The 14735-nt window shown below is 65.5% G+C and carries 11 protein-coding genes; 2 read left to right on the forward strand and 9 right to left on the reverse strand.

What is annotated here, in order from left to right; all coding sequences use genetic code 11:
- The first annotated feature begins 76 nt into the window (after positions 1-76).
- Positions 77-1579 (forward strand): MFS transporter, encoded by a 1503-nt coding sequence (locus U5A52_RS17810; RefSeq protein ID WP_321935655.1) that lies wholly within the window; start codon positions 77-79, stop codon positions 1577-1579.
- Positions 1580-1649: 70 nt separating this feature from the next.
- Here U5A52_RS17810 and U5A52_RS17815 read toward each other — a convergent pair whose 3' ends face one another.
- The 8 genes from U5A52_RS17815 to U5A52_RS17850 form a co-directional block, all read right to left on the reverse strand.
- Positions 1650-3053: a sugar efflux transporter gene (locus U5A52_RS17815; RefSeq protein WP_321935656.1), complete on the reverse strand. Its 1404-nt coding sequence runs from the start codon at positions 3051-3053 to the stop codon at positions 1650-1652.
- Positions 3054-3630: 577 nt separating this feature from the next.
- Entirely contained in the window at positions 3631-5328 is a 1698-nt protein-coding gene (locus U5A52_RS17820) for an acid phosphatase (RefSeq protein ID WP_321910767.1), read from the reverse strand.
- Positions 5329-5442: 114 nt separating this feature from the next.
- Positions 5443-6324: a proteasome-type protease gene (locus U5A52_RS17825; RefSeq protein ID WP_321910765.1), complete on the reverse strand. Its 882-nt coding sequence runs from the start codon at positions 6322-6324 to the stop codon at positions 5443-5445.
- Positions 6325-6377: 53 nt separating this feature from the next.
- Complete coding sequence (locus U5A52_RS17830; RefSeq protein WP_321910763.1) at positions 6378-7178, reverse strand: transglutaminase family protein; 801 nt, start codon at positions 7176-7178, stop codon at positions 6378-6380.
- Between the two features lie 52 nt (positions 7179-7230).
- Positions 7231-8184, reverse strand: coding sequence for an alpha-E domain-containing protein (locus U5A52_RS17835; RefSeq protein ID WP_321910761.1), 954 nt, complete (start codon positions 8182-8184; stop codon positions 7231-7233).
- Positions 8185-8224: 40 nt separating this feature from the next.
- Positions 8225-9631, reverse strand: coding sequence for a circularly permuted type 2 ATP-grasp protein (locus tag U5A52_RS17840; RefSeq protein WP_321910760.1), 1407 nt, complete (start codon positions 9629-9631; stop codon positions 8225-8227).
- A 633-nt stretch (positions 9632-10264) separates the two neighbouring features.
- Complete coding sequence (locus tag U5A52_RS17845; RefSeq protein WP_321935657.1) at positions 10265-11731, reverse strand: glycosyltransferase; 1467 nt, start codon at positions 11729-11731, stop codon at positions 10265-10267.
- A 21-nt stretch (positions 11732-11752) separates the two neighbouring features.
- Complete coding sequence (locus tag U5A52_RS17850; protein WP_321935658.1) at positions 11753-12370, reverse strand: cytochrome b; 618 nt, start codon at positions 12368-12370, stop codon at positions 11753-11755.
- A 600-nt stretch (positions 12371-12970) separates the two neighbouring features.
- Between U5A52_RS17850 and U5A52_RS17855 the strand changes: the two genes are divergently transcribed.
- Entirely contained in the window at positions 12971-13534 is a 564-nt protein-coding gene (locus tag U5A52_RS17855; protein ID WP_321935659.1) for a phasin family protein, read from the forward strand.
- A gap of 133 nt (positions 13535-13667) precedes the next feature.
- On the opposite strand, the gene U5A52_RS17860 is transcribed toward U5A52_RS17855, so the two are convergent.
- A complete protein-coding gene (locus U5A52_RS17860) occupies positions 13668-14717 on the reverse strand; it encodes an alpha/beta hydrolase (RefSeq protein WP_321935660.1) in 1050 nt (349 codons plus the stop codon).
- Between the last annotated feature and the right edge of the window lie 18 nt (positions 14718-14735).

A 14735-nucleotide genomic window follows, 5' to 3' on the forward strand; every position in this document is an offset into this window, starting at 1 on the left:
GATTTGGGCGCGAACCGCGCGGGGGTTAGCATCACGCGCTTTGCCGCTAATCGCGCGCCCGCTCGCGCCGCCTCGCATGTCTGCCTCAGCTTCCCCCGCTTCGTTCAGCCCTTCCGGCCGCCCGGTGATCCGCAGCGCAGCCGACGTCTCACAGCTCGTCAACGCGGGGGCCGCCACTGGCAGCAACGCGCGCATCGTCGTGGCCATCGCGCTGGGCGGTGTGTTCCTCGATGCCTACGATCTCGGCGCCCTCGCCTTCGGCCTCAAGGACGTGGCGCGCGAGTTCTCGCTCACGCCGGCGGGCACCGGCTTCGTCGCTTCGGCCATCACGTTCGGCGCCATCGTCGGCGCGTTTCTCGGCGGCTTCCTCACCGATCGCATCGGGCGCTATCGCGTATTCATGGCCGACATGTTCTTCTTCGTCGTGGCCGCGATTGCCTGCGCACTCGCGCCCAACGCCTGGGTGCTCGGCGGCGCGCGCTTCGTGATGGGACTGGGCGTCGGCATCGACCTGCCCGTGGCCATGGCCTTTCTCGCCGAGTTCTCACGGCTCAAGGGCCGCGGCAACAAGGCCGCGCGCGTGGCGATGTGGTGTCCCGTCTGGTATGCCGCGATCAGCGTGTCGTATCTGCTCGTGCTCGCGTTCTATGCAGGCTTGCCCGCCTCGCACTCGCACCTGCTTTGGCGCCTCACGCTCGGCTTCGGCGCCGTGCCGGCGCTCGTCATCATCGCGATCCGCAGCCGCTATATCAGCGAGTCGCCGGTATGGGCCGCGAACCAGGGCGATCTCGCGGGTGCGGCGCGCATCCTCAAGCGCTCCTACGGCATCGACGCGCAGGTCGCGCCCGAAGCCGCCGCTGGCACCGCTGCCAAACCGGCGCGCGTGGCGTCGTGGAAGAACTACGGCGCGCTGCTGCGCGGCGTCTACACACGGCGCACGGTGCTCGCCACCGTTATCGGCGTGGCCTCTTCGTTTGCGTACAACGCGGTCGCGTTCGGCCTGCCTGTGATCATCTCGAGCTTCCTCGCGCAGTCCATGCTCACGACGATCCTCGCCTCGCTCGTGCTCAATCTCGGCTTCGCCTTCGTCGGCGGGCTGATCGCCGTGCGGATCGTGCCGCGCTTCGGCGCGTGGAAGCTTACCGTCTGGGGCTACGCGATCCAGTTCGCGGCACTCGTCGGCCTGGCGATCGTCGGCAAGCCGGCGACGACGCCCGAAGTCGTCAGCGCAGTCGCCCTGCTCGCCGCCTTTCTGTTCGGCCAGGGCGTCGGCCCCGGATCGCACAGCATGACGTTCGCCTCGCTCGGCTACCCGACCTCGCTGCGCGGCGTGGGCGTCGGCTTCAACCAGACGCTGATGCGCGCCAGCTCCACGGTCTCGCTGTTCCTGTTCCCTGTGCTCGCCGCCGCGCTCGGCACGCGCGTGTTCTGGATCATCGCGGTCGCGCCGCTCGCGGGACTCGCGGCGCTAATGTCGATTCGCTGGGAGCCTTCGGGCTACGACGTCGACGCGGAAGACTTCGACGCCGCAACGCCCGCGCAAGCGCTAGCCGGGCGGGACGTAGAAACGGTGCAGTGAAGGTGGATGAAGGGCGGTGCATGTGGAGCACCGCCTTTTTTTTGTTTGACCGAGCGGCACTTGCCAGGCGCTAGTTCCGCTTGCTCCGCCGCTCGCGCAGATAACGCCGCACGGCGCGCGCCATTTTCGGATACTGCTCGCCGGGCACGGCGAACAACACGAGCGCACAGAGCGCGAGCAGGCTGCAAAAAACAAACGTGCCGCGATAACCGAACGCCTGCACGAGCATGCCGGAAAGCACGCCCGAAAGAATCGAGCCAAGCCGCGACGCATTGAAGAAGAGCGCCGTCGCCCGCCCCGGCGACGAGGGCATCAGATCCTGCACGAAGGTCATACCGAGGCACGACGTGACGGCCACCACGAAGGCGTTGAGAATCTGCATCGGGATCAACGCTTGCACGCCGGGCGCCAGCGACATCGCGACGAAGTAGACCGCATGCACCACGGCGCACGCGGCCAGCCACCATGTCTTGTTCAGCACCGAGGCGCGCGCGCCGAGCGCGAGCATCATCGGGATCTCCATGAACGCGCCGAGGCCGAGCATGATCGACACATCGATGCGCGTGCCGTGCAGGCCATGCACGATGTAGAGCGGCAGCACGATCATCGTCGCATTGGCCGCGAGGCCGATGAGTGTGAGCGCAACGATCGCGCGCATGATGTCTTTCTGCGAGCCCTCCGCGGCGGGCGCGGCCTTGGCCTTCGCTTTTGGCGTGCCCGCCGCTGTTGCAAGCGTTGCAGAGTCACGTGGCGCACCCGGCTGCACTTCGGCCTGGGTCAGCGGCTGGCCCTCGTACTGCGCAGCGCCTTCGGCGCTCATCTCCTGCGCGACTTCGGTGGCGGTGGGACGCGCCATCAAATGCTGCGTGGCGTGTTCGTCGTGGCGCGGCTCGCGCATGCGCCAGACAATCGTGCCGCACGCCGCGAAGCTCGCCGCCGCAAACAGGAAAAGCCCGTAGAAGTTCGTGGCCGCGAGCACGAGCGCGCCAACCGCTGGCCCGAAGACCCAGGCAGCGGAGAGAATCGTGCGCAGCGTCGCGCTCGCGAAGGTCCGCTCGGCGTCGTCTCTTGCAGGCAGCGCCGCGCGGCTGAACGAGAACACGAGCGAAAGCGCGCAACCGCCCGCGCCGATGAACGCAACGCCCACCAGGAGCAGAAGCCGGTAGTCGCGCACGACGCACAGGCAGAGATAGCCGAGCGTCGCGGCGCACAGCGAGACGAGCAGCAGGGTTCGATGCTTGCCGGTGGCGTCGCTCCAGCGACCCGCGGCGGTGCTCGCGATGACGCCGCTCGTGGCAATGGCGGTCATGAACACGCCGAGCCGGAACGGCGTCATGCCGGCGCGCTCGACGCCGAATAGCGAGAGATAAGGCGCGGTGAAGGACATCGCCACGCCCAGCATCAGGGTGGCGCCGGCGAGCGGCAGGAAACCAGGAATATGCAGAAGACCGGCAAAGCGCGAGTTTTTGAGCACGGCGCGGCGGGTAGTGGCGAGGAGAAAGTTGCCCGTGCACGCGCGGTCACGCGACGGCCATATCGACGAAGATTATCGGGGCGAACTCCCACACTGTGCAAGGTTGATTGGGCAACGATCAACATTTGGGTGCGCTATCCACAGGTTTCGTGGACAGGGTTGTGTGTAACCTTTGGACGACTACGCCAAGTGCTTGACGCGATTCGGTTTGTCCGCAAAGTTGCCGATTGCGGCACTGACGGCGCAGCGCGAAAAATCGCGCTGGGGCGTTGTCCACAGATTCCGTTGACAGCCCTGTGGGCAACTTCTGGACATCCGCACCAACCCCCTGATTAGAAACGGAAAGCTCGCAAACGACACAGAAAATGCATGTTTTTTGCGCAGCAAAGTTGTCCACAGTTTTTGGTGACAAACCTGTTGATAACCGCCTGGAGAGCGCGCCAACTCATTGATCGGATGGAAAGTTCGTCGCTTGTGTCGCGCTTGCATCAATTTGCGTTTCCGATGGGCAACCGGGGGCGGCGGCGCAAACGTTTCGCGGCAGCCACCGCCCCTTCCCCATCGATGCGCGCAGCACTCAGGCCAGATCGAGCGCCGCCGTAAGATCGCCTGGCGGCGTCTGCTCTCGCGAGACGAACGCCTGATCGCGCGCGGCCACGCCGTCGAGCGGCGCGAGCCCATGCACGCGGCTGATGAAGCGCAGGACCGAGACCGTGTCGTAGAACGTGTGATCGACATAGCCCTTCTTCGCGAACGGCGCGATCACGAGCGCCGGAATGCGCGAGCCCGGGCCCCAGCGGTCGCCCACGGGCGGCGCGACCGGATCCCACCAGCCGCCGTTCTCGTCGTGCGTCACCACGATCATCGTGTTCGCCCATTGCGGCCCGCGCTGAATGTGCTCGATCACGGCCGTGATGTGGCGGTCGCCCGATTCGACGTCCGCATAGCCCGCGTGCATGTTCAGGTTGCCCTGCGGCTTGTAGAACGTGACGGCAGGCAGCCGCCCTGCGTCGATGTCCGCAATCAGGCGGTTGGTCGACGGATCGTCGCCCACGCCTGCATCGCGCAGGTGGCGCGAGCGCGCGGCCGTGCCGGGCGCGAAGTTGGCGAAGTAGTTGAACGGCTGATGGTGGTACTGGAAGTCGGGCACCGCGCCCGTGTCCTGATGATCCAGCGCGTACTGCCAGGCCCCGCTGTACCAGGCCCAGTCGACGCCCTTCGCCGAGAGCCTGTCGCCGATCGTCGCGTAGGTCTGCGGGCGCAGCACGCGCGGATTGGACGGATCGGCGAGCGCGGGATTGCCGTCTTGCGCCGGGCGCACGTTGCTCGGCTGATACGGCGGCGCCATCGTATTGACGGCGTAGCCGTCGGGCGTGAAAAGACCATCGTTCACGAACTTCGGCGGGCCGTCGAGCGCCGACGCCGGCGACTTCGCCGCGACCTTCAGGCGCGTGCCGGTGGGATCGTCGCCCTCCACGACCGAGGCGAGATGCTTTGCGGCGCTCGTTTGGATATCGGCGTATTGCGGCACCTGCGCCGAGATCAGGAAGATGTGGTTGAGCCACGAGCCGCCAAACGCGGCCATGAAGAAGTTGTCGCAGAGCGTGTATTGCTGCGCAATATTCCAGAGTCGCAGCGTCTGCGCGGAATTCTCGTAGTAGCCCATGACAAGGCCGCCCGAATCGCCCCACGCGGCGAACTGGTTGTTGCGCCCCGCGTTGATCTGCATCTGGTTCTGATAGAAGCGATGAACCAGATCGCGCGTGATGATGCCGTTCGGCAACGGATTGCCGTGCGTATCCACGATCAGAAACGGACCGTTCGAGAGGCCCGTGATCTGATGCTCCGCAATCATGTAGCGCTTGCCATCCAGCTCCTGCGCCTGGGGCACGAGGCCGCCCCAGATCTTCGGCAGTTGCGGCAGCGGTGTCTTGCCGTCGCGATCGAGCTGCGCGTAGCGCTCGGCGCTCACGCCCGCCAGCGGCGTTTGCACGCCAGGATAGTTGCCGTACAGATTGACGAAGCTGCGATTCTCCGCGTAGATCACCACGATCTGGCGCACCTGGTCGCGCAGCGCCGCATCGACACGCGCGTCGGCGGCGCTGCGCGGCGCGCTCGCCGCGCTCTGCACCGGCGTCTCGCAGCCGCCGAGCGCGAGGCCCACGCCAACCGCCGCCAGCCCGCCGAGCACACGGCGGCGCGCGGGGTCGTCCGGACCAGCGGGAATGGAAGGTTCTTCGGGGCGCCCGTTCTTTGGGTCGTCGTTCTGCTTCATCAGCCTGCCTCCATGGTCGAGGGGACGCGCATGACGCGCGGCATACCGCGAATATTACGCAGGAGGATACCGGTTCGGCAGTGAGCGCGGCAAAAGGGAACGGAAGCCGTCCTTTTAACCGTCGCGCGGCATGCGCGGCGTGGTCGAAGCACCTTGCGGCTGGGCTTGCGCGAGCGTTTGCGCGGGCCGCGGTTCGTTCACGTGCCCGTCATGCGCGGGGCGCGGCGCGCTCGGCAGCGTCGTGCGCTCGTGGCGCGGCACGTTGCCTTCGTCGGTCCACAGCGGATCGGGAATCTCGCCGAACACCTGGCGCAGCCGCTCGCCCCAGGTCGAATGAATCATCTGGAAATACGCATTCGACTGGTCGATCGACGCGTATCGCGTGACACGCAGCGCGTCGCGCTCGTACACGAGCAGGTCGAGCGGCAGGCCGACCGAAAGGTTCGAGCGCAGCGTCGAGTCCATGGAGATGAGCGCACACTTTGCAGCCTCGTCGAGCGGCGTGTACGGCGTCAGCACGCGGTCGATGATCGGCTTGCCGTACTTCGACTCGCCGATCTGGAAATACGGATTGACGCTCGACGTCTCGATGAAATTGCCGGCCGCGTAGATCTGGAACAGCCGCATGGCATGGCCGCCGATCTGGCCGCCGAGGATGAAACTGCAGTTGAAGTCGACGTTGAACGTCTTGAGCGCCTCCGCGTCGCGCCGGTGCACTTCGCGCACGGCTTCGCCCACCACGCGCGCAGCCTCGACCATGGTTGGCGCGTTCCAGAGCGTGGCGCGCCCCGCTTCCTGCGGCTCGGTCAACACCTGGAGCGTAGCCTGAGTAATGGCCAGATTGCCCGCGACGAGCAACACCAGCACGCGCTCGCCGGGTTCTTCGAACACGGCCATCTTGCGCGACGTGCTGATGTGATCGACACCCGCATTCGTGCGCGTGTCCGAAAGAAACACGAGCCCCTCTTCCACCGCCATTGCCACACAGTACGTCATGCGCCTCCTTGCCCGTCCCTGTCTTCGCCGCTGTATTTGTTATAGCGGGAAAACTACTGCTGCGACTGCTGCGCGCTCACTTGCACGCTGACATCGAGCGTTTCCCCCGCACCGCCAACGCGACGGCCGCGAACCGGCGCGGCCGCGTCGTAGTCGCGCCCCACCGCGATCCGGCAATATTTTTCGCTGGCGAAGCACGCGTGCGTGACGTCCACCGTCACCCAACCGTTGTCTAGCCACACGTCTACCCACGCGTGGCTCGCCATCTCGGGCACGTCGCCAGGGTCGATATAGCCGCTCACATAACGCGCCGGCACGCCGCGCGCGCGGCAGACCGCGAGCATCACATGGGCATGATCCTGGCACACGCCACGCCCTAGCGCCAGCGCGTCCGCCGCACTGTGCGTCACATCCGTGACACCGGACTCGTAGCGCACGCGTTCCGTAATGCGCGAAGCCGCGTGGAGAATCGCCGCTGTGTCGTCCAGCGGCGGCAGGCTGAACGCGAATTCCGTGAGGGCCGCGTCGGCCTCGGTAAGACGCGTGGGCGACGTGAAATGGTGCATCGGCACCGTGCCCTCGCCTTCGGGCAAGCGGCCATCGGGCAGCGCCACCGTCTCGACTTCGCCGCGCACGCTCAGGCGAATCTCCCGATGGGGTCGCGTGAGCACGAGCGTCATCAGTGCATTGCCATAGGCGTCGCGGCCCGCGTCGACCTTACCCGGCGCCTCGACATGCCACTGCTTGACGATCTGCGTGGGCGTGGTAAGCGGCGAAAGCCGCAACTGCTGGATCGAATAGTGTACAGGCGCTTCGTAGCGGTACACCGTGTCGTGCCGGATTGCGAGCTGCATGAGGTGAATCCTCCATCGAGACGTTCTGGATATCGATGAGCGCGCAATCGCGCTAACCAACCGGCAACATCAAATAGGTGCGCGCAACCTGGTTGCCCAGCTCGTACACGCGCGCGAGAAACTGCGTGAGAAACGTATGCACGCCCATCGAGAAAATCTGCCGCAGGTCCGCGTAAAGCAGCTCGGCGCGCAACTTGCCCGCGGTGCGCTCGACTTCGCGCGAGCTATCCGTGCGCAGCATCGCGAGATTCGTGCAGACACCGTCCAGCGACGCCAGCAGCGAGCGCGGCATTTGCTGGTTGAGTATGAGCAGCTCGACCACGCGCGCGGGCGTCACCACGTCGCGGTACACCTTGCGATAGATTTCGAGCGCCGAAACCGAGCTGAGAATCGAAGTCCAGTAATAGAAGTCTTCGAGCTGACGCGCGGCCGAGCGCGAGTCGGCGTTCTCCACGTCGACGAAACGCACATCGAGAATGCGCGCCGTGTTGTCCGCGCGTTCGAGGAACGTGCCGAGCTGCGTGAAGAACAGCGCGTCGTCCTGCAACGCCGTGCCGAGGCGCACGCCGCGCGAAAGATGCGAGCGGAACTTCACCCACTCGAACAGCGCATCGGGACGGGACTCCAGTTCGCTCCCGCGCAACAGTTCGACGAACTGCAGCCACGTGTCGTTGATCGTTTCCCACCATTCCGTCGTGAGCGTGCCGCGCACCGCGCGCGCGTTCTCGCGGGTCGCCTGCAGGCACGAGTAAATGCTCGACGGATTCGTTGGGTCCGCAACGAGAAACTTGAGCACATTGCTGCTGGTCGTTTCCTCGTGGCGGGCGTCGAAGGCGGGCTCGAGCTCCGAGATGCGCAGCATCGCGCGATGCGTGCGCGCCTCCGCGTCCGCGCTGCCAGGCAGCAGGAGCGCCTTCAGGTTGATGTCCAGCATGCGCGCGGTATTCTCCGCGCGCTCCATGTAGCGGGCCATCCAGAACAGATGATCGGCGGTGCGGCTCAGCATGATCGAACCTCTTCTTGTACGTGCATCATGGCAATGGAAATCATTCGAGCACCCAGGTGTCCTTGGTCCCGCCGCCCTGCGACGAGTTGACGACGAGCGAACCTTCCTTGAGCGCCACGCGCGTGAGGCCGCCGGCCGCCATCTGGATCGTCTTGCCGGAGAGCACGAAGGGCCGCAGATCGATGTGACGTGGGGCGATGCCCGCCTCGACGAAAGTCGGGCAAGCGGAAAGCGACAGCGTGGGCTGCGCGATGTAGTTGCCTGGCCGCGCGAGCAACCGCGCGCGAAACGCCTCGATTTCGTCGCGCGTGGAAGCGGGCCCGACGAGCATGCCGTAGCCGCCTGCACCGTGCACCTCCTTCACGACGAGGTCCGGCAGATGTTCGAGCGTCCATGCGAGATCGTCAGGCCGGCGGCATTGCCACGTCGGCACGTTCTTCAGGATCGGCTTTTCGCCGAGATAGAACTCGATCATGTCGGGCACATACGGGTAGATCGATTTGTCGTCGGCCACGCCCGTGCCCATGGCATTCGCGAGGACGACGCGGCCCGCGCGATACGCCGTGAGCAGCCCCGGCACGCCGAGCGCGGAGTCGGGACGAAACGCCAGCGGATCGAGAAAATCGTCGTCCACGCGCCGATAGATCACATCCACGCGACGCGGCCCCTGCGTCGTGCGCATGAATACGTAGTTATCCTCTACGAAGAGATCCTTGCCCTCCACCAGCTCGACGCCCATTTGCTGCGCGAGGAACGTATGCTCGAAATACGCGGAGTTGTACATGCCGGGCGTGAGCAGCACCACGGTCGGATCGTCCACGCCTTCGGGCGCCACCGAGCGCAGCGTGTCGAGCAGCAGATCGGGATAGTGCGCGACCGGCGCCACCTTGTGCTGGACGAACAACTCGGGAAAGAGCCGCATCATCATCTTGCGGTTTTCGAGCATGTACGAGACGCCGGAGGGCACGCGCAAATTGTCTTCGAGCACGTAGAACGCACCGTCGCGCCCATCGCGCACGATGTCGATGCCCGCGATATGCGCATACACGCCGAGCGGCAAGTCGATGCCCTGCATCTCCGGCCGGTACTGCGCATTGGTGTAGACCTGCTCGGCCGGAATCACGCCGGCGCGCACGATATCGCGCTCGTGATAGACATCGTGCAGGAACAGGTTCAGCGCCTGCACGCGCTGGCGCAATCCGCGCTCGAGCAGCGCCCATTCGTCTGCAGGAATGATGCGTGGAATGAGGTCGAAAGGAATCAGACGCTCGGTGCCGGAGAGGTCGCCATTCACCGCGAACGTAATACCGACCCGCCTGAACAACAGATCCGCCTCGGCGCGCTTGCGCGCCATCGTCTCGCCAGTCTGCCTCTCCAGCCATTGCTGGAAGCGTTCGTAGTGCGGGCGCACCGCGCCCTCGTCGCGCATTTCGTCATGGACTTGCATCGGTTCGTTCTCGCGCGTGAGTGCAACTGCGTCAGCGGCGCTGCCTCGTTTCGTCTCATGATTGACGCGAGAGGCATTGCGCGCTGCGGTACAGGCTAAAAAGCAAGGCGTATGCCATCGCGATCGGGCCTTGTTTCATGCGCTCGATTGGTGCAACTCGGGCATGATCGGCAGTATCGAAACAGGGCATGTCAATGCCGTGTCACATTTGCGCTTCACGCTGGTGCAGCGCACTTACGCGGCACGGTATATGCAGGAACGACGGGCAACTGAACGCGCCCTGGTCCCCCATGACCGAAGCGACCTGCGTGAACGAGCGTCCTACGAAAATCGCTGCGTGGCAAGCGTTTGGCGCGATCGTGTTCGTGCTCATGCTCGGCGCATGCACGAATGTGGGCGGCCCCTTGTCCGCCGCGATCGCCCCTGTGGCCGATGGCCCAGCGCGCCCGTACGCTTGCGTGCGCGCGACGTCGATGCCGGGTCGCCGACCTTGCGAGCGGCCTCGATGGCGCCACGGTTCTGTGCTTCGGCTTTGGGGAACAGCAGTACGTGGTGGAACGCCGCCGCGCGCCTGGCGCGGCCGGCTAACGTGGGAACTTGCGTAGCAGCAATCCGAACGCCGCGGAAATCAGATCATTGCGACGCCGCGCTCTCGCGGTTGCGCGCAGCCGCGAGGCCCGTGCGGTTTTGCACGCCCCACTTGCGCCGCCCGAGCAGGAAATGCAGCCAGCCGAGCGCCGCGCCGCTGTGGCGCATCAACTGGAACGAGAACGGCTCGAAGATGGCGGCAAGGAACGCCATGCCGAAGCTCGAGTGAGTGCGGTCGCCGCTCCAGCGCCGGTAAAGATGGACCGAGTACATGTGAAACGCGAGGTCGATCGCGATCTTGCCGACGATCACGCCGAGCACCGGCAGCACGATCGTAAAGCGGCCGTCGAACAAGAAGCCGATCAACAGCGCGAACGCGGTCAGTCCATAGATGGGCTGTACGGTGTCGAACGCCTTCACGGGCAGCATCATGAGACCGAGCTTGCCATACAGGCGATTGCCGGTCATGTCGCGATACCAGTACTGCGTCTGCAGGAAGCCCGCGAACCAGCGGCGGCGCTGACGCAGGAAGGTCGTGAGCGTGCCGGGCGCGTCGGTGCGCGCGCGGGCCGTGCCGAGCACACGCACGTCCCAGCCCAGGCCCTTGCGCGCCGAGTAACGGCGCAAGCGGTGAATCAGTTCGTAGTCCTCCACGAGACAATCCGCATCGAAGCCGCCCACGGCCATCACGGCATCGCGGCGAAAGCCGGCAAACGCGCCCGAGATCAGCAACAAGCTATCGGCGCGCATCCACGCGAAGCGCGAGATGAAATTGCGGATGTACTCGTAGGTCTGGAACCACTGGAAAAAGCGGCCGCTGAGGGTATGGTCGCAAACCGGCGTGAGCAGGCCCGCCGCTGCGACCAGCGCCGGCTCGCGGCCAAATGCGCTCGCCATCGCCGCGCAGGCGTCGGGTTCGAGCAGCGTGTCGGCGTCCACGGTCATGACCGTTTCCGTTGCGATTGCAAGCAACGCCGCGTTGAGCGCGCGCGCCTTGCCGCCGTGCGCGAGCTTCAGCCAGCGCAGGTTCGGATACTGGGGCGAAGGCGCGCTCATCTGTCCAACGCCTGGATCGGCCAGTCCATAGCGCTGCGCGAGCAAGGCAGCCGTGCCGTCGCTCGAGCCGTCGTCGGCAATCACGATCTGCTGCGGGGCGCGGGTTTGCGCGAACAGCGCGTCGAGCGTGATCGGCAGCACGGCCGCTTCGTTGTGCGCGGCAACGATCACGCCGAGCGTCGGCAGCTTCGCCTCGCCCGCGGCGGCCGGCGTGGCCGCAGGCGCAAGCAGCACGCGCGCCTTCCAGGCGACGAACAGCAGCAGCACCGTGTCATAGACGACATAGGCAATGCCGGTGGACCACGCCACCACGCCTTGCAGGAAGAACGCGCGCGCGAACAGCACGAACCAGAGCGCCATGACGCCCAGATGAATCGCAATGCTCGCGAATGGCGTGCGAGGCGGCACGAGGCGCGGCGACGTGCGGGCGAGCGCCTCTTCAAGCGTGTTTTTCAAGTCGTACCCTTCTCGTGTTGCTCACGGCATCATCCGGCGCAGCACCGAATGACGATCGATCCATTGATGCTTGAGCGCGCCCGCAATATGCAGCGCGAGCACGCCATAAAGCGCGTAGCTGCACGCCGTGTGCAGCGCGCCGAACTGGCTGTGCAACTGTTCCTTCGTGGCCGCATCGAGATTCATGATGAAGCCGATGCGCGGCCATTGCACGAGGCCGAACAGATACATGGGATGCGAGGCGGCGGCGACCCAGGCGGAGTCGTGCAGCCACCCCGAGAGCGGCATCGCGAAGATCAGCACGTAGAGCGCGACGTGCGCGGCGTGGGCCGACGCGCGCTCCCAGCCTGGAAACTCGGCGGGCAGCGGCGGCGGGCGATGGGTGAAACGCCACAGCACGCGCAGGATCGCCAGCCCGAGCACGGTAATGCCGATCGACTTGTGCGTGTCGATCACGAAGCGGATGGCTGTATCCGATAACGCGCCGTCGGGCAGCAGCGCGGCGCTCAGGCCCAGCGCGACGTTCGTGAGAATCAGTAGCGCGATCAACCAGTGCAATAGCACGGCAACGCGCGTGTACTTCTGCGCGCGGGTGGCGGCATCGACAAACGGGGATTCGGCGGAAAGGGAGGTTTTCACGTGGGCTTGGCCGTTGCGGATCAGTACGGATAACGCACGGCGCGGCAGATTTATTCCGGCCGCGCGTGGCACGCCGGCGGGGTTGCGCAATGCTGCCCACACAGCGACCCGCGCATTATGCCCCCTCGTCCCTGACGCTGCAGAATCCGCTAGATGGCGGTTCTGCCAGTTTGGCGGTGGTCGACCGTCATGTAGCGCCGGTGAAATGACGTGGCGCACAGGAGAAGCCGGATCGGTCGTGAAGTCGGCTCCGGTTCGTTCGCAGCCCGAGCTTCGATCTGGCCGCCCCCACTTCGGTGTCGATCGTCTTCCAGCTGCCAAACACGCGCTCGCGCACAGGCCTGCCCACACCATTCAGGCGCGCTGCTTGTCGTTGCAGACGTTGCGAGCCACCCTGTTGGAAATTTCCACCCAAAATCAGGCGTTTACATAATTGTTGCGACGCACAAAAACTTCTTGACACGATTTATGGATGGGTTACCATGAAGTCGATTGCTGCATCGCACAAAACCTTCTCTGCGCGAACCGGTGATCGAACCGAAAGTTTTCGCATTTTCGTAACCGAAACCGACGCGTAGCGTCCATCTAAAGGAAAGAGACATGAACCTGCCGACCCCCGAACAATTCGCCGCCAACCAGAAAGCCGGTCTCGAGGCCCTCTTCGGCCTGACGAGCAAGGCATTCGAAGGCGCGATCAAGCTCGCCGAACTCAACATCGAAACGGCCCGCTCGGCGTTCGCCGAAGGTCAGGAACACGCCCAGCGCGCGCTTTCGGCCAAGGACCCGCAAGGCTTCTTCGCCGTGCAAGCCGGCTTTGCCCAGCCCGCCGCTGAAAAGGCGCTCGCCTATGGCCGCAGCGTCTACGGCATCGTCTCGGCCGCGCAAGCCGAATTCGCTACCGCCGCCCAGTCGCAGTACGAAACGCAGCAGCGCGCGCTCGAAACGCTCGTGGACAACGCCGCGAAGAATGCGCCGGCCGGCTCGGAAGCCGCTGTCGCCGCGATCAAGTCGGCACTGAGCGCCGCCAACAACGCGTACTCGTCGGTGAACAAGGCTGCGAAGCAGGCTGTGGAATTCGCGGAAAGCAACTTCGACTCCGCCGGCAAGGCCGCAACGAAGGCCGTCGCCCAAGCGTCGGCACGCGCCACCAAGCAAGCTGCTTAAGCGTTACGCTTCGCTTTCCGCTGGCGAGCGGCAACACCTGCCGCCGGCTGGACTGAAAACGGGCGTGAACCTCGTGCAATGCGAGGTTCACGCCCGTTTGTTTATTCGGCTCCGCGCGACGCCGCGTGAGCCGTCAAGGCGCGCAGCCTGCCGTATCGAACATCGTCGCGAGTGCGCAACTCGACGTGAGCATGCGCGCGCCGTCGTGCCCCACGCCAGGGACGACGTGAAACGTCTGGTTCAAGCCGTCCGTGTGACGGGATTGCAGGTAGCGATAGAACCCCTGCGCGCGCGCCACGCGTTGCGCGCCCTGCGCCTGCGCGGCGCAACGCTTGTCGAGTGAGACCGAGGCTGGGTCGTCGTCATTGCCGCCCACGAGATAAACGATGCGCCGCTTCACGTAGTCCGCTTCGAGCTGCGCGGGCGTGCGGTCGCCGATGAACGCGGGCCGGTTCTCCATACCGTATTTCCAGTGGTCGAAGGCCGCGCAGCGCGAAGCGTCGAATGCCGCTGGCGCGCCGTTCGCGTCGGGCCGCTGCGCATCGAAATACGCGTACGACGACGGACTCGCCACCACGAAACGCACGTCGATCCCCCTGGCGGCAAGCGCGTCCGCGCGAGAGGCGATCGCGTAGCGCTGCAACACCTGGGCGCCGCCCGAATGCCCCGCGAACACGATCGTTTTCAGATTGGGAAAGAGACGCCGGTCGGCGAGATGCCGCGCAATGTCGTCGAGCACGGCGTATGAACTCACCGGCGCCCCGCTCCTGGCGTTCGACCCGGCCATCCACGCGTTGCCGCGCCAGCTCAGGAGATCGCTGGGCGCGTGGTGCGCGCTCACGTCGTCGGTGGCGAGAAACTGCGGCGCAACGAGCAGCGTGCTAGCGGGATCGACGCCCGCTCGCTCGCGCGCATGCTGTGCGGTGCGAAAGTAGGTATCGGCGTTACGCAGCCGCCCATGGACGATGATCACCGCGCGCTGCACGGCGGGCTGCGGCGTGTTCCAGTCGGCGCTCACATACAGCGGAAATTGCGCGTGGCCTTGCGGGGTATCGACGGGCATGCGCGCGTCGGCGATCACGCTGACGGGGCGCACGGGACGCGCCTGCGCGAGTGCTGATGCAACGGCGAACGCGCTCGCCGCGAGCGCCACTGCCAGTCGCCGCACAACGTTTGAACGCATGAAGGCACTCGCCGCGAA

The organism is Paraburkholderia sp. J8-2, from assembly GCF_905220195.1.
Taxonomy (GTDB): Bacteria; Pseudomonadota; Gammaproteobacteria; order Burkholderiales; family Burkholderiaceae; genus Paraburkholderia.